Raw genomic sequence first — 21,572 nt, forward strand, 5'->3', positions numbered from 1 at the left:
GGCTCCAGGGTGGGCGGGGGAAGGCGGCGAAGGCGGTAGGAAACGGGCGTCGGGTGCGCCTCCGGGCCACTCCACGTCAGCGGCCCGGTCCCGCGTGGAAAGATGGCGGGGCAACGCCACCGTCAAAGGAGATGACCGCGTGCCTGGCACGAATCTCACCCGTGAAGAAGCTCAGCAGCGGGCGAAGCTGCTCACCGTCGACTCGTACGAGGTCGAGCTCGACCTCAGCGGCGCGCAGGGGCTCGGCGCCTCCCCGGCGGAGCCGGGGGACGGCACGTATCCGTCCGTGACCACCGTGCGCTTCCGGTCGGCCGAGGCGGGTGCCGGTACGTTCATCGACCTGGTCGCGCCGGCCGTCCACGAGGTCGTCCTGAACGGCAGGTCCCTGGACGTGGCCGCCGTCTTCCGTGACGCGCGGATCACCCTGGACCACCTGGTGGCCGGGGCCAACGAGCTCCGCGTCGTCGCGGACTGCGCCTACACCAACACCGGTGAGGGACTGCACCGCTTCGTCGACCCGGTCGACCAGCAGACGTACCTGTACACCCAGTTCGAGGTTCCGGACGCCCGGCGGGTCTTCGCCAGCTTCGAGCAGCCCGACCTGAAGGCGACGTTCCGGTTCACCGTGAAGGCCCCGGAGGGCTGGACGGTCATCTCGAACTCCCCGACGCCCGAGCGCCCGGCGGACGGCGTGTGGCGCTTCGAGCCGACGCCGCGCATCTCCACGTACATCACCGCGCTGATCGTGGGCCCGTACCACTCGGTGCACAGCAGCTACGAGAAGGACGGCCGGACCGTCCCGCTCGGCATCTACTGCCGTCCCTCGCTGGCCGGGTTCCTGGACGCGGACGCGATCTTCGACGTGACGCGGCAGGGCTTCGACTGGTTCGAGGAGAAGTTCGACTACGCGTACCCCTTCGCCAAGTACGACCAGCTCTTCGTCCCGGAGTTCAACGCGGGCGCGATGGAGAACGCGGGCGCGGTCACCATCCGCGACCAGTACGTCTTCCGCTCGAAGGTGACGGACGCGGCGTACGAGACGCGCGCCGAGACCATCCTGCACGAGCTCGCGCACATGTGGTTCGGCGACCTGGTCACCATGGAGTGGTGGAACGACCTGTGGCTGAACGAGTCGTTCGCGACGTACACGTCGATCGCCTGCCAGGCGTACGCCGAGGGCTCGAAGTGGCCGCACGCGTGGACGACGTTCGCCAACTCCATGAAGACCTGGGCGTACCGGCAGGACCAGCTGCCCTCCACGCACCCGATCATGGCGGACATCCGTGACCTGGACGACGTCCTGGTCAACTTCGACGGCATCACGTACGCCAAGGGCGCCTCGGTGCTCAAGCAGCTCGTCGCCTACGTGGGCATGGACGCCTTCTTCCAGGGCGTGCAGGCGTACTTCAAGGCGCACGCGTTCGGCAACACGCGCCTGTCCGACCTGCTGGGCGCGCTGGAGAAGACCTCCGGCCGCGACCTGACCGCCTGGTCGAAGGCGTGGCTGGAGACGGCCGGCATCAACGTGCTGCGCCCGGAGGTCGAGACCGACGCGAACGGGGTGATCACCTCCTTCGCGGTGCGCCAGGAGGCCCCGGCCCTGCCCGCGGGCGCCAAGGGCGAGCCGACCCTGCGTCCGCACCGGATCGCGATCGGCCTGTACGAGCTCCAGGACGGCCGGCTGGTCCGTGCGGACCGGATCGAGCTGGACATCGACGGCGGCCTCACCGAGGTCCCGGAGCTGGTGGGCCGGGCCCGTCCGGCCGTCTTCCTGCTCAACGACGACGACCTGTCGTACGCCAAGGTGCGCCTGGACGAGGAGTCCCTCGCCACGGTCACCGCGCACCTCGGCGACTTCGCCGAGTCCCTGCCCCGGGCGCTGTGCTGGGCCTCGGCGTGGGACATGACCCGTGACGGGGAGCTGGCCACCCGCGACTACCTGGCGCTGGTCCTGTCGGGCATCGGCAAGGAGTCGGACATCGGTGTCGTCCAGTCGCTGCACCGGCAGGTGAAGCTGGCCGTGGAGCTGTACGCCGCCCCGGCGTGGCGCGAGGAGGGTCTGGCGGCCTGGACCGAGGCCACGCTGGAGCACCTGCGCGCGGCCGGGCCGGGCAGCGACCACCAGCTCGCGTGGGCCAGGGCCTTCGCGGCCACGGCCCGGACCGAGGGGCAGCTGACCTACCTGGCGGCGCTGCTGAGCGGCGCGGCGGAGATCGAGGGCCTGGCCGTCGACACCGAGCTGCGGTGGGCGTTCCTGGAGCGGCTGGCCGCGACGGGCACCGCGGACGAGGCGGCCGTCGAGGCCGAGCTGAAGCGGGACCCCACGGCCGCGGGCGAGCGCCACGCGGCGACCGCGCGGGCCGCGCGCCCGACGGCGGAGGCCAAGGCCGCGGCGTGGGCCTCGGTGGTCGAGGGCGACGCGCTGCCGAACGCGGTGCAGGAGGCCGTGATCGGCGGCTTCGTCCAGAGCGACCAGCGCGAGCTGCTGGCCCCCTACACCGAGAAGTACTTCGCGGTGGTCAAGGAGGTCTGGGAGACCCGGAGCCACGAGATCGCGCAGCAGATCGCGGTGGGGCTGTACCCGGCCCTCCAGGTGTCGCCGCGGACGCTGGCCGCGACGGACGCCTGGCTGGCCTCGGCCGAGCCGAACGCGGCCCTGCGCCGTCTGGTCTCGGAGTCCCGCGCGGGCGTCGAGCGGGCGCTGAAGGCGCAGGCGGCGGACGCGGCGGCGGCTTCCGCCTGACCGGGCCGATGTGAACGGGGCGCCCCCGGCGCGGTACGGACGGTGTCCGGTCCGCGCCGGGGGCGCCCTTCGTCGTACCGGAACCCGTGCGGCCGGTCCGTGCGGCCGGTCCGTGCGGCCGGTCCGTGCGGCCGGTCCGTGCGGCCGGTCCGGGTCGGGCTCCGGCCGTCACCGGGCGGACCCGGACAGGCCGGAGAGGCCTGCCGAAGACCGGCGAGGACCGGCGAGGACCGGGAAGAAGCCGGACGGACCGGGGCGGGCGGTGGCGGCCACGGGGGCGGAGGACGGCGGCTCCGGAACGCGACAGGGCGCCGGGAACCGCCGCACGGCCGACCTGCGGCGTGCGTGGGTCCCCGGCGCCCGGAGAGGTACGAAGCGGGCGTCAGCCCTGGTTCGGTGCCTTGCGCGACTTGTCGCCGACCATCACGAGGCCCGTGATGACCAGGAACAGCACGATCGGCGCGGCCACGAACAGACCGAGGGTCTCGCCGATGCTCAGGCCCGGACCCGGGTCGTCACCGTCGTCGCGGGTCAGCGCCAGAGCGGGAGACGTCATCAGCAGCATCATCAGCGTCGTTCCGGCCGTCACGGCGCCGGCGCGCAGAGCGTTCTTCTTGTCCACGGTGCAAACGTAGCGAACACCTAAACGGCCCGCGCGCCCGGGGGTGCCGTACGGGGCCCGGCGCCCTGGCGCACCGCGCTCAGCAGGGCGTTCGCCCGCGGCGAGGCGGTCAGGGCCTCCAGGGTCAGCGGCCGTCCCTGGGCATCGGCGAGCGGCAGCCGCCAGTTGGGGTACTGGTCCCAGGTGCCCGGCAGGTTCTGCGGCCTCCGGTCCCCCACCGCGTCCGGCAGCCACACCCCGACCAGCCGCGCGGGGGTGCGCAGCAGGAAGGCGTACAGGGCCTGGACGGCGGCCTCCTCGCCCTTGGTCTCCAGGCCGAGCCCCTCCAGCACCTCCAGCCACTCGGCGGTGTCGGCGGCGTCCTCGGCCCGCTCCCGCTCCGGCGGGCGGGTCAGCAGGCCGAGCCGGTCGCGCAGTTGCACGTGGGCCCCGGCGAGCTTGGCGGCCGTGGGCGGCAGGTCGTGGGTGGTGACGGTGGCCAGGCAGCCGGACCGCCACCGCCCCGGCGCGAGCGGCCTGCCGTCCCCGGACCAGTCCCGCTCGAACCAGAGCACCGAGGTGCCGAGGACCCCGCGCCGGGCGAGTGCCTGACGGACTCCCGGCTCCACCGTCCCGAGGTCCTCGCCGACGACCAGGGCCCCGGCCCGGTGGGCCTCCAGCACCAGGACCGCCAGCATCGCCTCGCCGTCGTAACGGACGTACGTCCCCTCGGCGGCCGGGGTCCCGCGCGGAATCCACCAGAGCCGGAAGAGGCCCATGACGTGGTCGATGCGCAGGGCTCCGGCGTACCGGAACACCCCGCGCAGCAGGGCCCGGAAGGGGGCGAAGCCGGTGGCGGCCAGCGCGTCGGGCCGCCAGGGCGGCAGCCCCCAGTCCTGGCCGCGCGCGTTGAAGGCGTCGGGCGGGGCGCCGACGGTGGTCCCGGTGGCGTGGTCACCGGGCGCGGCCCAGACGTCCGCGCCCTCCGGGTGGACCCCGACGGCCAGGTCGTGGACCAGGCCGATGCTCATGCCGGCCTCCCGGGCGGCCCGCTGGGCGGCGGCGAGCTGGGCGGCGGTCAGCCAGAGCAGCCAGCAGTGGAAGTCGACGGCCCCGGGCTCGGCCGCGGCGTCGTCGGGGCGGCGGGCCGGGTCGTGGCCGTACCGCTCGGCCAGGGCGCACCAGGCGGCGTGCCGCTCCAGGGCGGGCCCGCCCTCGGCCCGGAAGCGGGCGAGGTCGGCGGCGCGGTCGGGGTCGCGCGGGACGGCGTACAGCAGTTCCAGGGCGGCGCGCTTGAGCGCCCAGACGGCGTCGCGGTCGATCAGGGCGCCCTTCTCCAGGACCTCGCGGCGCAGTCTCCCGCCCTGAGCGGCGAGCCCGGCGAGCCGCTGCCGGTCGGGGCAGTGCGCGTACTCGGGGACGTCCTCGATCCGCAGGTGCACCGGGTCGGGGAAGCGGCGGGAGGAGGGGCGGTACGGGGACGGGTCGGTCGGTGTCCCGGGGACGGCCGCGTGCAACGGGTTGACCTGGATGAACCCGGCGCCGTGGGTACGGGCGGCCCAGCGGGCGAGTTCCGCGAGGTCGCCGAGGTCGCCCATGCCCCAGGAGCGTTCGGAGAGCAGCGAGTAGAGCTGGACGAGCAGTCCGTGGGTGCGTCCGGGCGGGGCGGGGGCCTGCTCCGGGGCGACCACGAGGGTGGCCGAGCCGGTGCGGCCGTCGGGGGCGGTGGCGGTGACCCGGTGCACGCCGAGGGGCGGCGCTCCGGCGGGGCCGGGCTCCGCCGGTCCGGCTCCGGCCTCCTCCCACTCCCAGCGCGTGCGCGTCCCCGGGGGCAGCGCGGCCAGTTCGGGGGGCGGCGGCGAACCGGCCCACCAGACCAGGACGGGCGGCAGCAGCCGCTGTGCCGCCGCGCGCCCGGCCTCCGCGAGCCGCTCCCGGACGGCTTCCGGGGTGGTGGCGTCGACGCCCAGCCGGCCGAGGACGGCGGTGACGGTGTCCGGCGGGACCTGGACGGTGACGTCCTCGGCGGGCCGGTAGCCGGTGGCGACGCCGTGCAGGGCCGCGAGCCGGGCGAGGTCGTCCATCTGAGTCCCTGTCTGGTCGCCCGGGGGCGGCCGGGGCGGCGGGTGGGGCCGCCCGCTCGTCGGCGGGGCGGGCGGGGGTGTTCGCGGAAAGGGGGCACTCCTTTGTGCACGACGGACGGCCGAAACCGTGGAACACCGCCGGAGGAACACCGCAGCCCTACCCGGTCGGAGGCACCGCACTCCTGCGCCCGCCCGGACCCGCCCGGACCCCGCCCCCGCACACCGGGGCGCCCGAGTGCCGGGCCGGGCACCCCGGGCCGTGTTTCACGTGAAACGCAGCCCGGCGCGCCGGACGCGGTGCCCGTTTCACGTGAAACACCTTCGCCGGGCCCGTGGCGGGCGCGGGGGCCCCGGCCGTCCACGACGCTACGACGCGGCGACCCCGATGCGTTCGAGGGCGTCCTCGGCCCCGTACGGCTGGAGGTAGGGCATCCACCGGGGGTCGCGGTGGCCGGTGCCGATGATGCGCCAGGCCAGGCCCGAGGGAGGGGCCGGCTGGTGGCGCAGGCGCCAGCCGAGCTCCAGCAGGTGCCGGTCGGCCTTGACGTGGTTGCAGCGGCGGCAGGCGGCCACCACGTTGTCCCACGCGTGCCGGCCGCCCCGGCTGCGCGGGACGACGTGGTCGACGCTGGTGGCGACGGCCCCGCAGTACATGCAGCGGCCACCGTCCCGGGCGAACAGGGCGCGCCGGGTGAGCGGAACGGGCCCCCGGTAGGGGACCCGCACGAAGCGCTTGAGCCGGACCACGCTGGGCGCGGGGACGGCTCTGGTCGCACTGTGCAGAAAGGCGCCGGATTCTTCCAGGGAGACCGCTTTGTTCTCCAGGACGAGGACGAGCGCGCGGCGGAGCGGTACGACGCCGAGGGGCTCGTACGACGCGTTGAGGACCAGGACGTGCGGCACGGACTGCCTCCTTGTACGCCGGCGGCACGTGGCTCGTGCCGGGACGATCTGCTCTCCAGTCTCTCCTTACGGCTGGTCGAAGCGCCACCACGCACCTGTCACCGGTACGGGGTGTTTTCGACCACACGCCTCTTCTCCCCGGGTGAACCTGGTCTCTCCCTCGAACAGAGCGGGGAAGGAGGGGGAATGCCCCGTTAGTGTGGATGGTCTCCGCCCGCACCCCCGTCCCGTGGGCGGACCGTCACCCCTGGAGGTTCCCGTCGTGCCCTGGCCTGCCGCCCTGCTTCCGCTCGCAGCCGACACCGCAGCCGAGACCCCGGATGCGACCACGACGCTCAGGGACACCCATGAGAGCGTGACCAACGCCGCCAGTTTCATCGAGGAGAACTGGGCCGGATGGCTGTACCTCGGCCTGCGGATCGTCCTCATCATCGTGATCGCCGCCGCGCTCCGTTCGGTGGTCCGCAAGTCGCTGACCAAGCTGATAACGCGGATGAACCGGAGCGCCGAGGCCGTCGAGGGCACGGCGCTGGGCGGGCTGCTGGTCAACGCGGAGCGGCGGCGCCAGCGCTCGGAGGCGATCGGCTCGGTGCTGCGCTCGGTGGCCTCGTTCGTGATCCTCGGCACGGCCGGACTGATGGTGCTCGGCGCCCTCGACATCAACCTGGGGCCGCTGCTGGCCAGTGCCGGTGTGGCGGGTGTGGCCATCGGTTTCGGCGCGCGCAACCTGGTCACCGACTTCCTCTCCGGCGTGTTCATGATCCTTGAGGACCAGTACGGCGTCGGCGACAAGATCGACGCGGGGGTGGCCTCGGGCGAGGTCATAGAGGTCGGCCTGCGGGTGACCAAGCTGCGCGGGGACAACGGCGAGATCTGGTACGTGCGCAACGGCGAGATCAAGCGGATCGGGAACCTCAGCCAGGGCTGGGCCACGGCGGACGTGGACGTCCAGGTCAGGCCCTCGGAGAGCCTGCCGCGCATCCGCGAGGTGGTGCAGGGGGTCGCGGACACGCTGGCGAAGGAGTCCCCGTGGGACGAGCGCCTGTGGGGTCCGGTGGAGGTGCTGGGCCTGGACGAGGTGCTGCTGGCCTCGATGACGGTGAAGGTGTCGGCGAAGACCATGCCGGGCCAGCAGTTCAGCGTGGAGCGCGAGCTGCGCTGGCGGATCAAGGAGGCGTTCGACGCGGCGGGCATCCGGATCATCGGCGGTCTGCCGGAAGCGGACGAGGACGCGGAGGCCGCCGACCCGTCGGCCTCGGTGGCCGCGCCCTCGGCGCTGGCGAACCCGGCCTCCCCGCAGTCCCTGGCCACCGCCCCGATACCGCCGTCGGCCCCCGGTGGTCCCCGGATCACCAAGTAGCCGGAGCGGCCCCGTGAGGGCCGTCGCGCACTCCCCGACGTCCACGCCGCCCCCGCGGGTTCTTTCCGCGGGGGCGGCGCCATTGACACGGGTCGACCAGCGATAGGAAACTTCCCTAACAGTTGGTGAAGAACAGCTGCCACGATCGCTGTTCCTACGAGGGGGAGACGCGTTCCATGCCCGGCCCCATACCCGGCACCCCGGCCCCCGGGACGCCCAGCCTGCTGCGCGTCATGAACGACCGCGCCGCCCTGGACCTGCTGCTGGCGCACGGCCCGCTCTCCCGTACCCGGATCGGCCGGCTCACCGGACTCTCCAAGCCCACCGCCTCACAGCTGCTGGCCCGGCTGGAGGCGGCCGGGCTGGTCGTGGCCACCGGCACCGCCACCGGCCGGCCGGGCCCCAACGCCCAGCTCTACTCGGTCGACGCGCGGGCCGCGCACGTCGCCGGGATCGACGTCACCCCGAGCCGGGTCCTCGCCGCCGTCGCCGACCTGACCGGCGAGGTGACCGCCGTCCACGAGCTCCCGTACGACCCCGCCACCGGCGCCGTCGACCAGGTGACCCGGGCGCTGGGCCGGGCCGTCGCGGACGCCGGGCTCACGCTCCGCGAGATCCACCGGCTGGTCATCGGCACCCCCGGCTGCTTCGACCCGCGCACCGGGGCGCTGCGCTACGCCGACCACCTGCCCGGCTGGCACTCCCCCACCCTCCTCGACGAGCTGGCGGCGGCCCTGCCGATGCCGGTGGAGTACGAGAACGACGTCAACCTCGCCGCCATCGCGGAGCAGCGGCTCGGCGTGGCCCGCGGGCACGGGGACTTCGTCCTGCTGTGGAACGAGGAGGGGCTCGGCGCCGCGCTGGTGCTCGGCGGCCGGCTGCACCGCGGCTGGACCGGCGGCGCGGGCGAGGTCGGTTTCCTGCCCGTCCCGGGCCACCCCCTGGTCCGGCAGGTGGCCCGCGCCAACACCGGCGGCTACCAGGAGCTGGCCGGTGTGCAGGTGCTGCCCGCGCTCGCGGCCGGGCTGGGCATCGAGATCCCGCCGGGGCCCGGCTCCGGGATCGGGCACAGCTCCCTGGTCGCGCAGGCCGTGGCGGTGCTGAGCCGGGCCGCCGCCGAGCCCGAGGGGGCCGGGCTGCGGCTGCTGGAGTCGTACGCCACCGCCCTCGCCACCGGTCTCGCCTCGCTGGTCTCCGTACTGGACCCGGAGATCGTGGTCCTCTCCGGCGCGGTGGTCACCGCGGGCGGGGAGCCGCTGCGCGCCCTCGTGGAGGCCGAGCTGGCCGATCTGGCCCCCGCCCGGCCCCGGCTGGTCATCGGGCAGGTGCGGGAGCGCCCGGTCCTGCGGGGCGCGCTGGAGAGCGCCCTCGCCGCCACCCGTGACGAGGTCTTCGACACCTCCCGGCGCTGACCCACCGCGCCGGGCCGCCGTGGCACCGCGCAACCGCACCACCTCGCGGAACCGCACGCCGCCGCACCGCAGAACCGCACCGAACCGCACCACCGGCATCACCCGCACCACCCGCACGGCCCGCACCTCCGCACCACCCGCACGTCCGTTCTCCTGCACCGCCCGTCCCGAAGGTTCCCCCGCAGAGAGTGACCCCGACATGCCCAGAAACCGTCGCCTGACCACCGCCTTCACCGCCCTCGCCGCGATATCCGTACTGGCCACCGCGTGTACGGGCCAGAGCGGCACCGAGGCCGCCGACGACCCCTCCCAGAAGGTCACCCTCACCTTCTGGCACGGCTGGGCCGCGCCGAGCGAGGTCAAGGCCATCGAGGAGAACATCGCGCGGTTCGAGAAGGCGCACCCGAACATCAAGGTCCAGGTCACGGGCAACATGACCGACGACAAGATCAACCAGGCGCTGCGGGCGGGCGGTGACAAGGCGCCCGACGTGGTCTCCTCCTTCACCACCGACAGCGTCGGCAAGTTCTGCAACTCCGGCGCCTTCACCGACCTGAACCCCTTCCTCAAGAAGTCCGGGATCGACAAGGAGAAGGTCTTCCCCAAGTCCCTCTTGCAGTACACCCAGTTCAACGGCAACCAGTGCACCCTGCCGCTGCTGAACGACGCCTACGGCCTCGTCTACAACAAGACCGCCTTCGCCCTGGCCGGCATCACGGAAGCGCCCAAGACCTGGAGCCAGTTCGTCGAGGTCGCGCAGAAACTGACCGTCCCCAAGGGGGACTCGTACCAGCAGGTCGGCCTCATGCCCACCTTCCACGGCTACGAGACCACCCCGACCCGGCTGGCCGCGCAGTGGAGCCCGACGTACTTCGGCGCCGACGGCAAGTCCAACCTGGCCAAGGACCCGGCCTTCGCGAGCATGCTGAACGCGCAGAAGGACCTGGTGGCCAAGCTCGGCGGCTACGAGAAGCTGGAGAAGTTCCGCAGCACCTTCGGTGACGAGTGGAGCGCCCAGCACCCCTTCCACACCGGCCAGGTCGCCATGCAGATCGACGGCGAGTGGCGCCCGGAGATGGCGAAGGCCGCGGGCATCCCCTTCGAGATCGGCACCGCCCCGCTGCCCGTCCCCGACGACCAGATCGCCGACCACGGCAAGGGCTACCTCTCCGGCACGATCATGGGCATCGCCGCGAGCAGCAAGAAGCAGAACGCCGCCTGGGAGCTGGTGAAGTACATGACCACCGACACCGCCGCCGTGGTCGCCTTCTCCAACGCCATCCACAACATCCCCTCCACGCTGGCCGCCCTGGAGTCCCCGGACCTCAAGGTGACCCCGGAGTTCAAGACCTTCATCGACATCGCCCGCCACCCGAAGTCGAGCACCACCCCGCCCCAGGCCGACGGCGGCACCTACCAGCTGACCTTCCAGTCCTTCGCCTACACGGTCGAAAAGGGTGAGGCCACCGACCTCACGGCCGGGCTGGCCAAGGTCGACCAGCAGATCGACACGGACATCGCGAAGTCGAAGTAGCCACGATGACCAGCACGAACACAGACGCCCTGCGCAGCAGACACCGGCGGTCCGCCCTGCGGACCGCGGCCTTCATGTCCCCGTGGCTGATCGGCTTCTCCGTCTTCTTCGCCTACCCGCTCCTGTCCACCGTCTACTTCTCCTTCACGAAGTACGACGGCTTCCGCCCGCCCGTCTTCAACGGCCTGGACAACTGGACGTACGTCTTCACGGACTACCCGCTGTTCTGGCCGGCGATGGGCAACACGCTGTGGCTGGTCGTGGTGATGGTCAGCTGCCGGGTCGTCTTCGGCCTCGGCGTCGGCCTGCTCATCACGAAGATCAAGACGGGGGCCGGGGTCTTCCGGACCCTCTTCTACCTGCCCTACCTCGCCCCGCCGGTCGCCGCGACCCTGGCCTTCGTCTTCCTGCTCAACCCCGGCACCGGCCCCGCCAACGTCCTGCTCGACGCGGTGGGCCTGCCGACGCCCGGCTGGTTCACCGACGCCGACTGGTCCAAGCCCGCGCTCACCGCCCTGGCGGTGTGGGGGGTGGGCGACCTGATGGTGATCTTCATGGCCGCGCTGCTCGACGTACCGAAGGAGCAGTACGAGGCCGCCGAGCTGGACGGGGCCGGGGCCTGGGCCCGGTTCCGGCACATCACCCTGCCGAACATCTCCCCGATCATCCTGTTCGCGGTGGTCACCGGGATCATCCAGGCCATGCAGTACTACACCCAGCCGCTGGTGGCGGGGAAGGTGGCGGCCGGGAAGATCGGCGGCTCGGGCCAGCAGTTCGAGCCGGGCTACCCCGACCGGTCCACCCTGACGCTCCCCCAGGTCGTCTACAACGCCGGGTTCCAGCGCTTCGACTACGGCACCGCCTCGGTGGTCGCGCTGGTCCTGTTCGCCCTCTCCATGGCCCTCACCGTGCTCCTGATGCGCCGCCGTGGCGGACTGATCGGAACGGGTGACTGACATGCGCGACCGCAAAGCCGTACTGCACTGGATCGGGGTCCACTCCCTGGGAGTGGCCGCCGCCCTGTTCTTCGTCCTCCCCTTCGTCTTCCTCTTCCTGACCTCCCTGATGAGCGACCGGCAGGCGCTGACCCGCGACCTGTGGCCGCACACCTTCGTCTGGGAGAACTACGCCACCGTGTGGAACACCCCGGGCTTCTTGACCTGGTGGCGCAACACCCTGCTGTACGCGGGCCTCGGCACCCTGCTGACCGTGGTCTCCTCGATCCCCGTCGCGTACGCGCTCGCCAAGTTCCGCTTCCGCGGGCGGCGCCTCTCGATGCTGTTCGTGATCGCCATGATGATGCTGCCGCCGCAGGTGGTCGTCATCCCGATGTACCTGTTCTGGGCCAAACAGCTCGACCTGTCCGGCACCCTGTGGCCGCTGATCATCCCGATGGCGTTCGGCGACGCCTTCTCGATCTTCCTGCTCCGGCAGTTCCTGCTGACCATCCCCGACGAGTACCTGGACGCGGCCCGCGTCGACGGCTGCGGCGAGGTGCGCACCCTGCTGCGCGTCGTCCTGCCGATGGCGAAGCCCGGGATCGCGGCCGTCGCCCTGTTCCAGTTCTTCGCCGCCTGGAACGACTACTTCGGCCCGCAGATCTACGCCTCCGACAATCCCGCGGCCTGGACCCTCAGCTACGGGCTGGAATCCTTCAAGGGCGCGCACCAGACCAACTGGAACCTGACCATGGCCGCGACCGTGCTGGTCATGGCACCCGTGATCGTCCTCTTCTTCTTCGCCCAGAAGGCGTTCGTCGAGGGCGTCACCCTGACCGGAGTGAAAGGCTGACGACGATGAAACTCGCAGTGGTGGGCGGCGGTTCCACCTACACCCCCGAACTGATCGACGGGTTCGCACGCCTGCGCGACACCCTGCCCGTCAGCGAACTGGTGCTGATCGACCCGGCCACCGAACGGCTGGAGCTGATCGGCGGCCTGGCCCGGCGGATCTTCGCCCGGCAGGGCCACCCGGGCCGGATCACCACCACCTCCGACCTCGACTCCGGGGTCGCCGGAGCCGACGCGGTCCTGCTCCAGCTGCGCGTCGGCGGGCAGGCCGCCCGGCTCCAGGACGAGACCTGGCCGCTGGAGTGCGGCTGCGTCGGGCAGGAGACCACGGGCGCGGGCGGACTCGCCAAGGCGCTGCGCACCGTCCCGGTGGTCCTCGACATCGCCGAGCGGGTCCGGCGGGCCAGCCCCGACGCCTGGATCATCGACTTCACCAACCCGGTCGGCATCGTCACCCGGGCCCTGCTCCAGGCCGGCCACAAGGCGGTCGGGCTGTGCAACGTCGCCATCGGCTTCCAGCGCAAGTTCGCGGCGCTGCTGGACGTGGCCCCGGCCCAGATCCACCTCGACCACGTCGGGCTCAACCACCTGACCTGGGAACTCGGCGTACGCCTGGGCGGGCCGGACGGCGAGGACGTGCTGCCGCGCCTGCTCGCCGAGCACGGCGGATCGGTCGCCGCTGACATCCAGCTGCCGCCCGTCCTGCTGGAGCGCCTGGGCGTCGTCCCCTCCTACTACCTGCGCTACTTCTACGCGCACGACGAGGTGGTCCGGGAACTCGCCACCAAGCCCTCCCGGGCCGCCGAGGTCGCCGCGATGGAGAAGGAACTGCTCGCCCTGTACGGGGACCCCGCGCTGGACGAGAAGCCGCAACTGCTGGCGAAGCGGGGCGGGGCCTTCTACTCGGAGGCGGCCGTGGACCTGGCGGCGGCGCTGCTGGGCGGCGGCGACCCGACCGTGCAGGTGGTCAACACGTACAACAACGGGACCCTGCCGTTCCTCCCCGACGACGCGGTCGTCGAGGTCCAGGCCCTGGTCGGCGCCGACGGTCCGGTACCGCTGGCGGCGCCCCGGCTGGACCCGCTGTACGCCGGACTGACCGCGCACGTCACCGCGTACGAGGACCTCGCCCTGGACGCCGCGCTGCGCGGTGGCCGGGACCGGGTCTCCAAGGCGCTGCTGGCACATCCGCTGGTCGGCCGGTTCGAGCTCGCCGAGGGGCTGACGGACCGGCTCCTGGCGCACAACAAGGAGCATCTGCCATGGGCGTGAGCCGCCCCGTCGCCCCGCCGACGGCGGTCCTCGCCGTCGACGCGGGCAACAGCAAGACGGACGTGGCGCTGATCGCCGCGGACGGCACGGTCCTGGGCACCGGGCGCTCCGGAGGCTTCCAGCCGCCGCGGACCGGCGTCGAGGCGGCCGTGGACGTGCTCGGGCAGGCCGTCGCGGAGGCCGTGGAGGCCGCCGGGCTCTCCGGGGCCCGCCCGGGGCTGCCGTACGCCCGCCGGGTCTCGGCCTGTCTGGCCAACGCCGACCTGCCGGTGGAGGAGCGCCAGCTCGCGGCGGCGATCGGCGCGCGCGGCTGGGGCACGGCCACCGAGGTCCGCAACGACACCTTCGCGATCCTGCGGGCGGGGCTGGCCGGTTCGGCCGAGCCCCGGGGGGTCGCGGTGGTGTGCGGGGCGGGCATCAACTGCGTGGGCATGCTCCCGGACGGGCGCACGGCCCGGTTCCCGGCGGTCGGGCAGATGTCCGGCGACTGGGGCGGCGGCGGCAGCCTGGCCGGGGAGGCCCTGTGGTGGGCGGCCCGGGACGAGGACGGGCGCGGCGGGCCGACGGCGCTGACGGCGGCGCTGCCGGGGCACTTCGGGCTCGGTTCCATGTACGAGCTGATCGAGGCCCTGCACCTGGGCGCCCTGGCGATGCGGCGGACCCACGAACTGGTGCCGGTGCTGTTCGCGGTGGCGGCGGCCGGCGACCCGGTGGCCTCGGCGATCGTGGAGCGGCAGGCGGACGAGGTGGTGGCGCTGGCGTCGGTGGCGCTGGGCCGGCTCGGCCTGCTGGAGGAGGAGGCACCGGTCGTCCTCGGCGGCAGTGTGCTCGCGGCCCGGCACCCGCAGCTCGACGGACGCATCCGGGAGCGGATGGCCGAACGGGCGCCGTACGCGCGGGTGTCGGTGGTCGCGGCGCCGCCGGTGCTGGGCGCCGCGCTGCTGGGACTGGACGCGCTCGGGTCCCCGCCCGAGGCCCAGGAGAAACTCCGTGCCCATTTCGGGTGAACCTGCCCCGGAACGCAGCCGGTCCGCAACCATGTCGGCTCCCCGCGCGTATTGACGGTGAAGGAGCGACGGGCGCCCGCGGTGACGAACCGTCCGGGAACCGGGCCCGGGGTGCTGTGGTCCGCCGTCGCTACGGCCATACTGCTGCGCGGGAGACCTCCCGGCGGCAGCCGGGGGGACGTCAGGACCGAGGGGGAGGTCACGGTGGCCATCACATCGCGTGCGCCCGCGCCGGGGGGCGGCGGCGCGGCGCCCGCACCGCCGCCCGGCGGGCCGCCCGGCCGGGGCACCGCCTGGGCCGAGGGCGTGGAGCAGGCGCGCCGGGCCGCGACCACCGAGCCGGGCCGGCTGCGGATCATCGGCGCCGTCCTGGCCGCCGTGGTCGTGCTCTTCGGCTCGGCGGCCGTGTGGGAGATCTCCGGCCGGGTCACCGCCGCCGACGACGTGGTGGGCCGCAGCCAGCCGCTGAGCGCGGACGCGGCGAGCATCTACCGCTACCTCGCGGATGCCGACACCGCCTCCTCCAGCGGGTTCCTCGCGGGCGCCCAGGAGCCGCGCGAGGTCCGCAGCCGGTACGAGAAGGACATCGCCGGGGCCGCGCGGCTGCTGGTGAGCGCCGCCGCCAACACCGGCGCCGAGGAGGAGTCCCGTACGGAGATCTCGCTGCTGAGCGAGGAACTGCCGCGCTACACGGGCCTGATCGAGCAGGCGCGGGCCACCGACCGGCAGGGGCTGCCGCTGGGCGGCGCCTACCTCCGGTACGCGAACGAGCGGATGAGCACGCACCTGCTGCCCGCCGCGCAGCGGCTGTACGAGGCGGAGACCGGCCGCCTGTACACCGACTACGACGACGCCCGGTCCTGGCCGCTGGCCTCGCTCGTCACCGGGGTGCTCGCGCTCGGCGTACTGGCCTGGGCGCAGCGGCGCGACTACCGGCGCACCCACCGCGTGCTGAACCAGGGGCTGCTGGCCGCGACGGCCACCGCGATGGTGGCGCTGCTCTGGCTGGGCACGGGACACACCGTCGCGCGGGCGGGGCTGAGCGAGGCGCGCTCGGACGGGCAGCAGTCGCTCCAGGTGCTGAACGACGCGCGGATCGCCTCCCTCCGGGCGCGGGCCGCCGAGAACCTGACGCTGATCGCGCGGGGCGCGGTCCTGGCCGAGGACAAGCGGTCCGACAAGTACGACGTGGACTTCAACGCCGACATGAAGAAGCTGGACGCGGGGCTGGCGACGGCGCTGCGGCTGGCCGACGACGAAGCGGGCCGGGCTCCCGTGGCGCGCGCCACCGACGCGGTGAAGCAGTGGAAGCAGCGGCACGCGGCGGCACGGGAGTCGGATGTGAAGGGTGACTACGAGCTGGCGCTGCCCCAGGTCATCGGGGGCAAGGACAGCAGCGGGGCCGCGTTCGACATCGTCGACTCCTCCCTGGAGCAGGCGGTCGCCCACGAACAGCGGGAGTTCACCCGGGAGGCCCGGGGCGCGCGCGGCGCGCTGAGCGGTCTGATGACGGGCGCGGCGGCCCTGGCGGTCGTCGGCGCGGCGGCGGCGCTGCTCGGTGTCGGGCGCAGGCTTTCGGAGTACAGGTGAGAGCGATGCGGATACGGGTGAGGCGGGCCCCGGCGGCCCACGAGGCGCACGGACCGGGCGAGGCCGGTGGCCCGGCCCCCGGCGAGGTCCCGGCCCGGGCGCGGCGGGTCGCGGGCCGGCTGCGCGGCTGGGGCGGGGTGAGCGCGATGGCCGCCGCCTGCGCGGTGACGGCCGCCGTGCTGCTGCCGCTCGCCCAGGCGGCGCCGGAGGCCGGCCGCGCGACGGCGGTGCGCGGGCCCGCCTCGCTGGTGGCCCCGGCGGCCCCCGCCGACACCTGCCGGGACCCGGAGGCGAGCCTGCGCCCGTCCGGGGTGGACGGGCCGTCCGTGGAGCGCATCCGCAGGGCGGGCAAGCTCATCGCGGGCGTGGACCAGAACAGTTTCCGCTGGGGCTACCGCAACCCGGTGGACGGCCGTCTGGACGGCTTCGACATCGACCTGGTCAAGGCCATCGCGAAGGATCTGCTGGGCGACGAGAACGCGGTCATCTACCGGGCCATCCCGACCAATCAGCGCATTCCCGCGCTCCAGGAGGGCCGGGTCGACATCGTCGTGCGGACCATGACGGTCAACTGCGAGCGGCTGGAGGACGTCGCGTTCTCCACGGCGTACTTCGAGGCCGGGCAGCAGGTGCTGGCCCCCAAGGGCTCGTCTATCACCGGGTACGACGCCTCGCTGAAGGGCCGCAGGATCTGCACCGCGGCCGGCTCCACCGCGCAGACGGCGCTCGCCTCCGAGGCGTACGGTGCGGTGCGGGTCAGCGTCCCCAACCAGCTCGACTGCCTGGTCCGGCTCCAGCTCGGCGAGGTGGACGGCATCATCACGGACAACGCGCTCGCGGCCGGCCAGGCCGCGCAGGACCCGTCGGTGCGGCTCGTGGGCTCCCCGTTCACCAAGGAGTTCTACGGCGTCGCCATGCACCAGGACGCCGACGACCTGGTGCGCCGGGTCAACAAGGTGCTGGAGAACTACCGTGCGGGCGGCGAGAACAGCCCCTGGATGAAGGCGTACGTGGAACACCTGAAGTCCGTGCTGCCGGGCGTGAGCGGCCCGCCCGCGCCCAAGTACCGGGACGGGTGAGGCCCGTGACGGACACGGACGCGGACGCGGCGGCACGGGACGCGGCGGCACGGGACGCGGCGGCACGGGAGGCGGAGGGGACGGCGGCGGAGGGGACGGACGCGGCGGTGATGGACCGGGACGGCGTCGACCGGGCGCTGGCCCGGCTCGCCGCCGAGCACGAGGCCGTCGAGACCTCGCTGCTCGCCCTCCAGGACCACGCGGGACGCCGACTGCTGGAGGGGGCCGCGCTGACCGGGCTCACCCGGGAGCGGTGGGCCGCGGCCGACGAGGCCGTCACCCGGCTGTGGATCTGCTTCGACGCCTACAGCGGGGCGCTGACCGCCGCCCGGGAGATCCGCGCGCGGCGCCGCTGGCCCGGCCGCGAGGAGCTGGCCGAGCTGACCGAGCGGCTGCGCGGCACCGGCGTGGTGATCGCCGGGGCGGGGGCCCGGGGCGCCGCGCTGACGGAGCGGTTCACCCTCGCCGCGCTGGTGGAGCGGATGAACGGGCTGTACGCGGGCGCGCTGGAGGTGGTGGTGGCCGCCGACGCGGTCTGGTCGGCACTGCCCGCCCGGATCGACCTGCTCGGCGCCGAGCTGCACCGCACCCGCTCGCTGGCCCGCTCGGTGGGGGTCCGGCCGGGCGAGCACCCCTCGGGCGACGACCTGGAGGACATCACCGCCGAGCTGGCGCGGCTGCGGGAGCAGGTGATCACGGACCCGCTGGCGTTCTGGCTGCCGGTGGCGGGCAGTGCGGCGCCCGGCGGGGGCCGTCCGGACACCGGGCGCTACGACCGGGCCGCGCTCGCGCTGGAGGACGTGCGCCGGGAGGTCGAGGCGGTGCTGGCCGTGCGGCAGGACGCCGAGCGGCGGCTGATGGGCCTGCGGGACGTGCTCTCGCGGGCCGACCGGACCCTGGCGGAGGCGCGGGCGGCACGCGGCGAGGTACTGGCGAAGATCGCCGGCTCGGAGGTCCCGGCGGTGAGCGGCCCGCCGACGGCGTTGCGGGAGCAGCTGGCGGCGGCGTCCGAGCACCGGCGGCACTCCCGCTGGCACCGGCTCCCGCCCCTGCTGGAGTCCCTGGAGGAACGGGCCGAGGAGGAACTGCTGCGGGCCCGCGAGTCGTTGACGGCGGTGACGGCCCCGCTGGCGGTACGGGCCGAGCTGCGCGGGCGGCTGGACGCGTACCGGGCCAAGGTGGCCCGGTACGGGATGGCGCAGGACCCGTTGCTGACCGAGCGGTACGACACGGCCCGGCGGATGCTGTGGAGCGCGCCCTGCGACCTGCGCGCCGCCGGGCAGGCGGTCCTGAGGTACCAGCAGGCGGCGGCCGAGTCGCTGGTGCCACGGCAGTACCGGCCCGAGGGGCCGGGGGAGGAGGGCGCATGAGCCTGACCGGAACCGCGTGCGGGCGCCCCGGCTGCCCGGGGACGTACGAGGACATGGGCGGCGGTGAACTGTACTGCGACACCTGCGGGCTGGCGCCCGTCGGCGCCGTCGCGGAGGTGGCGGCGGGGGCGGCGGGGGCGGCGGAGCTGGTGTCGCCGCCGACGGGGATGACGAGCGCGGCGCGGGGCTCCCGGGGTTCGCGCGGATCGGCGGGTTCGCGGGGGTCGGCGCGCTCCTCGGCCTCCTCCCGGTCCTCGCGGTCCTCGTCCTCGCGGCGCTCGGTGTCGGGGCGGCTCTCGCGCGCGCTGTCGGGTGCCGCGTCCGCCCGGTCGGTGTCGGTGCGCAGTTCGGGCTCGGCGGCGGCGCCCACGGGGCGCGGCCGGCTGGGCGCCGGGCTGGTCAACGTGCCGGAGGTGCCGCGTCCGGACCCGGCGGCGGCGGTGCTGGAGAACCCGGAGGTGCCGGAGCGCAAGCGGTTCTGCTCGCGTTCGGACTGCGGGGCTCCGGTGGGCCGGGCCCGGGGCGAGCGGCCGGGGCGGACGGAGGGGTTCTGCACCAAGTGCGGGCACCCGTACTCCTTCGTGCCCAAGCTGCGCGCGGGTGAGGTGGTGCACGGCCAGTACGAGGTGGCGGGCTGCCTCGCGCACGGCGGGCTCGGCTGGGTGTACCTGGCGGTGGACCGGGCGGTCTCGGACCGGTGGGTGGTGCTCAAGGGCCTGCTGGACACCGGTGACCAGGACGCGATGGAGGCCGCGATCTCGGAGCGGCGCTTCCTCGCGGAGATCGAGCACTCCAACATCGTGCGGATCTACAACTTCGTGGAGCACCTGGACCAGCGGACCGGTTCGCTGGACGGGTACATAGTGATGGAGTACGTCGGCGGCAAGTCGCTGAAGGAGATCGCGAACGAGCGGCGCAGGCCGGACGGGCGGCGCGATCCGCTGCCGGTGGAGCAGGCGTGCGCGTACGGCATCGAGGCGCTGGAGGCACTCGGCCATCTGCACAGCAGGAACCTCCTCTACTGCGATTTCAAGGTCGACAACGCGATCCAGCAGCAGGACCAGCTGAAGCTGATCGACATGGGCGCGGTGCGGCGGATGGACGACGAGCAGTCGGCCATCTACGGCACGGTGGGCTACCAGGCACCGGAGATCGCGGAGGTGGGTCCCTCGGTCGCCTCCGACCTGTACACGGTGGCGCGGACGCTCGCCGTCCTGACCTTCGACTTCCAGGGCTACACCAATGTGTTCGTGGACTCGCTGCCGAACCCGGAGCACATCGAGGTGTTCGGGCGGTACGAGTCGTTCTACCGGCTGCTGGTCCGGGCGACCGACCCGGACCCGGGGCGGCGGTTCTCGTCCGCGCAGGAGATGGCGGACCAGCTGACGGGCGTGCTGCGGGAGGTGGTCGCCCTCCAGACGGGCCGGCCGCGGCCCCAGCTCTCGACCCTCTTCGGGCCGGAACTGCGGGTTCCGGACACGTTGTTGTTCGCCGACGCGGCGGGGTCGGAGGTGTCCCGGCTGGGGGCGCGGACGGCTCCCGCCGGTCTCTTCGGGCGACGGCGCGGGGCGGTCGGCCCCGCCGGTACCGGGACGGCTCCGGCCGGGTCCGGGCACGGGACGGCCGGGACGAGCGGTGCGGCCGTCGCCCCGGGCGCTTCCGGTACTTCCGGTACTTCCGGCGCTTCCGGCGGGGCCGGTGCGAGCGGTGGGGCCGGTGAGGCTCTCCCCGTGACGGGTGGTGGCGCCGCGCCCGCCCTCGGGACCACCGCCACCCGTCTGACGGGTGCTCCGGTACCGCGCCCCCGGCAGGCCACGGCCCCGGCCTCCGCCCACACCCCCGCCTCCGGAATGCCGTCGCGCGCCGGGGCCCCGGCGGAGCACGGGCCCCGGCGGGGCGGACCGGGCGTACCGGACGCGCGGGACACCGCGCTGGCCCTGCCCGTGCCGCTGGTGGAACCGGGCGACCCCAACTCCGGTTTCCTCGCCGGTCTGCTGGGCTCCGCCCCGGCCGAGCTGCTGGCCGCGCTGGACTCGGCGCCCGCCGTCTCCGCGGAGCTGCGGCTGCGCGAGCTGCGGGCCCGGCTGGAGCTGGACGAACCGGCCCCGGCCGGTGAGGTCCTGGCGGAGCTGGAGGACCGGTACCCGGACGACTGGCGGGTGGTGTGGGCCCGGGGCGTCGCCTCGCTGGCCACCGGGGAGAACGAGATCGCCGCCCTGTCCTTCGACGCCGTCTACGACGCCTTCCCGGGCGAGCCCGCGCCGAAGCTGGCCCTCGGGCTCTGCGCCGAGGTCCTGGGGCAGCTGGACAACGCCGCCGAGTACTACCGCCTCGTCTGGATCACGGACCCCGGCTTCGTCAGCGCCGCCTTCGGACTGGCCCGGGTCCAGCTGGCCGCCGGTAACCGGGGGGCGGCCGTACGCACCCTGGAATCCGTACCGGAGGCGTCGATCCACTACACGGCCGCCCGGGTGGCGGCCGTACGGGCACGTCTGCGCGACCGGTCCCCGCAGGAGCCGCTGCTGGCCGATCTGGCCGCCGCCTCCGACCAGGTGGAGGCGTTGCGCCGGTTCGGTCTGGACCCGCGCCGGCAGGAGCGGCTGACGACGGAGGTTCTGGGCGCGGCCCTGGACTGGGTACTGTCGGGCAGCCGGGGCGCCGACCCCGGCCGGACCTCGCTGCTCGGCAGCCGACTGGACGAGCGGGGGCTGCGCTTCGGACTGGAGCGCGCGTACCGCGTTCTCGCGCGGCTGGCACAGCGGGGCGAGGAGAGGATCGAACTGGTGGAGCGGGCAAACCGTTTCCGTCCCCGGACGTGGGTGTGATT

The 21,572-nt window shown here is 73.9% G+C and carries 15 protein-coding genes; 12 read left to right on the top strand and 3 right to left on the bottom strand.

Going from position 1 to position 21,572, the window contains the following annotated elements; all coding sequences use genetic code 11:
* The first annotated feature begins 139 nt into the window (after positions 1-139).
* The gene (gene pepN / locus ACIA5F_RS04430) at positions 140-2,743 is read left to right on the top strand and encodes an aminopeptidase N (RefSeq protein ID WP_399349011.1); all 2,604 of its coding nucleotides are present in this window, start codon (positions 140-142) and stop codon (positions 2,741-2,743) included.
* A 382-nt stretch (positions 2,744-3,125) separates the two neighbouring features.
* Here pepN and ACIA5F_RS04435 read toward each other — a convergent pair whose 3' ends face one another.
* The 3 genes from ACIA5F_RS04435 to ACIA5F_RS04445 form a co-directional block, all read right to left on the bottom strand.
* Positions 3,126-3,365, bottom strand: a complete 240-nt coding sequence (locus tag ACIA5F_RS04435) for a hypothetical protein (RefSeq protein WP_399349013.1) — start codon at positions 3,363-3,365, stop codon at positions 3,126-3,128.
* A 20-nt stretch (positions 3,366-3,385) separates the two neighbouring features.
* Complete coding sequence (malQ, locus tag ACIA5F_RS04440; protein ID WP_399349015.1) at positions 3,386-5,428, bottom strand: 4-alpha-glucanotransferase; 2,043 nt, start codon at positions 5,426-5,428, stop codon at positions 3,386-3,388.
* Between the two features lie 366 nt (positions 5,429-5,794).
* On the bottom strand, positions 5,795-6,331 hold the full coding sequence (locus ACIA5F_RS04445; protein ID WP_399349017.1) for an HNH endonuclease: 537 nt from the start codon (positions 6,329-6,331) through the stop codon (positions 5,795-5,797).
* A gap of 262 nt (positions 6,332-6,593) precedes the next feature.
* On the opposite strand from ACIA5F_RS04445, the gene ACIA5F_RS04450 reads away from it, so the two are divergent.
* The 11 genes from ACIA5F_RS04450 to ACIA5F_RS04500 all read left to right on the top strand — a co-directional run bounded on the left by ACIA5F_RS04450 (position 6,594) and on the right by ACIA5F_RS04500 (position 21,570).
* Positions 6,594-7,691 carry a mechanosensitive ion channel family protein gene (locus ACIA5F_RS04450; protein ID WP_399349019.1) on the top strand — a complete coding sequence of 366 codons (1,098 nt, stop codon included), beginning with the start codon at positions 6,594-6,596 and terminating at the stop codon, positions 7,689-7,691.
* A gap of 176 nt (positions 7,692-7,867) precedes the next feature.
* Entirely contained in the window at positions 7,868-9,103 is a 1,236-nt protein-coding gene (locus ACIA5F_RS04455; protein WP_399349021.1) for an ROK family transcriptional regulator, read from the top strand.
* 199 nt (positions 9,104-9,302) lie between these two features.
* A complete protein-coding gene (locus ACIA5F_RS04460) occupies positions 9,303-10,637 on the top strand; it encodes an ABC transporter substrate-binding protein (protein WP_399349024.1) in 1,335 nt (444 codons plus the stop codon).
* A 5-nt stretch (positions 10,638-10,642) separates the two neighbouring features.
* Positions 10,643-11,593 carry a carbohydrate ABC transporter permease gene (locus ACIA5F_RS04465; RefSeq protein WP_399349026.1) on the top strand — a complete coding sequence of 317 codons (951 nt, stop codon included), beginning with the start codon at positions 10,643-10,645 and terminating at the stop codon, positions 11,591-11,593.
* Between the two features lies 1 nt (position 11,594).
* Entirely contained in the window at positions 11,595-12,428 is an 834-nt protein-coding gene (locus ACIA5F_RS04470; RefSeq protein ID WP_399349028.1) for a carbohydrate ABC transporter permease, read from the top strand.
* A 5-nt stretch (positions 12,429-12,433) separates the two neighbouring features.
* A complete protein-coding gene (locus ACIA5F_RS04475) occupies positions 12,434-13,699 on the top strand; it encodes a 6-phospho-beta-glucosidase (protein WP_399349030.1) in 1,266 nt (421 codons plus the stop codon).
* Complete coding sequence (locus tag ACIA5F_RS04480; RefSeq protein ID WP_399349032.1) at positions 13,690-14,706, top strand: N-acetylglucosamine kinase; 1,017 nt, start codon at positions 13,690-13,692, stop codon at positions 14,704-14,706. The genes ACIA5F_RS04475 and ACIA5F_RS04480 overlap by 10 nt, the downstream gene beginning before the upstream one ends.
* Positions 14,707-14,910: 204 nt before the next feature.
* Positions 14,911-16,296: a hypothetical protein gene (locus ACIA5F_RS04485; RefSeq protein ID WP_399349034.1), complete on the top strand. Its 1,386-nt coding sequence runs from the start codon at positions 14,911-14,913 to the stop codon at positions 16,294-16,296.
* Between the two features lie 5 nt (positions 16,297-16,301).
* Positions 16,302-17,375, top strand: coding sequence for a glutamate ABC transporter substrate-binding protein (locus ACIA5F_RS04490; protein ID WP_399349036.1), 1,074 nt, complete (start codon positions 16,302-16,304; stop codon positions 17,373-17,375).
* 110 nt (positions 17,376-17,485) lie between these two features.
* Positions 17,486-18,745 (top strand): hypothetical protein, encoded by a 1,260-nt coding sequence (locus ACIA5F_RS04495; RefSeq protein WP_399349569.1) that lies wholly within the window; start codon positions 17,486-17,488, stop codon positions 18,743-18,745.
* A complete protein-coding gene (locus ACIA5F_RS04500; RefSeq protein WP_399349038.1) occupies positions 18,742-21,570 on the top strand; it encodes a tetratricopeptide repeat protein in 2,829 nt (942 codons plus the stop codon). Before ACIA5F_RS04495 ends, ACIA5F_RS04500 begins: the two co-directional genes overlap by 4 nt.
* Positions 21,571-21,572: the final 2 nt, after the last annotated feature.

Source organism: Streptomyces sp. NPDC051567 (assembly GCF_044454165.1).
GTDB lineage: Bacteria > Actinomycetota > Actinomycetes > Streptomycetales > Streptomycetaceae > Streptomyces.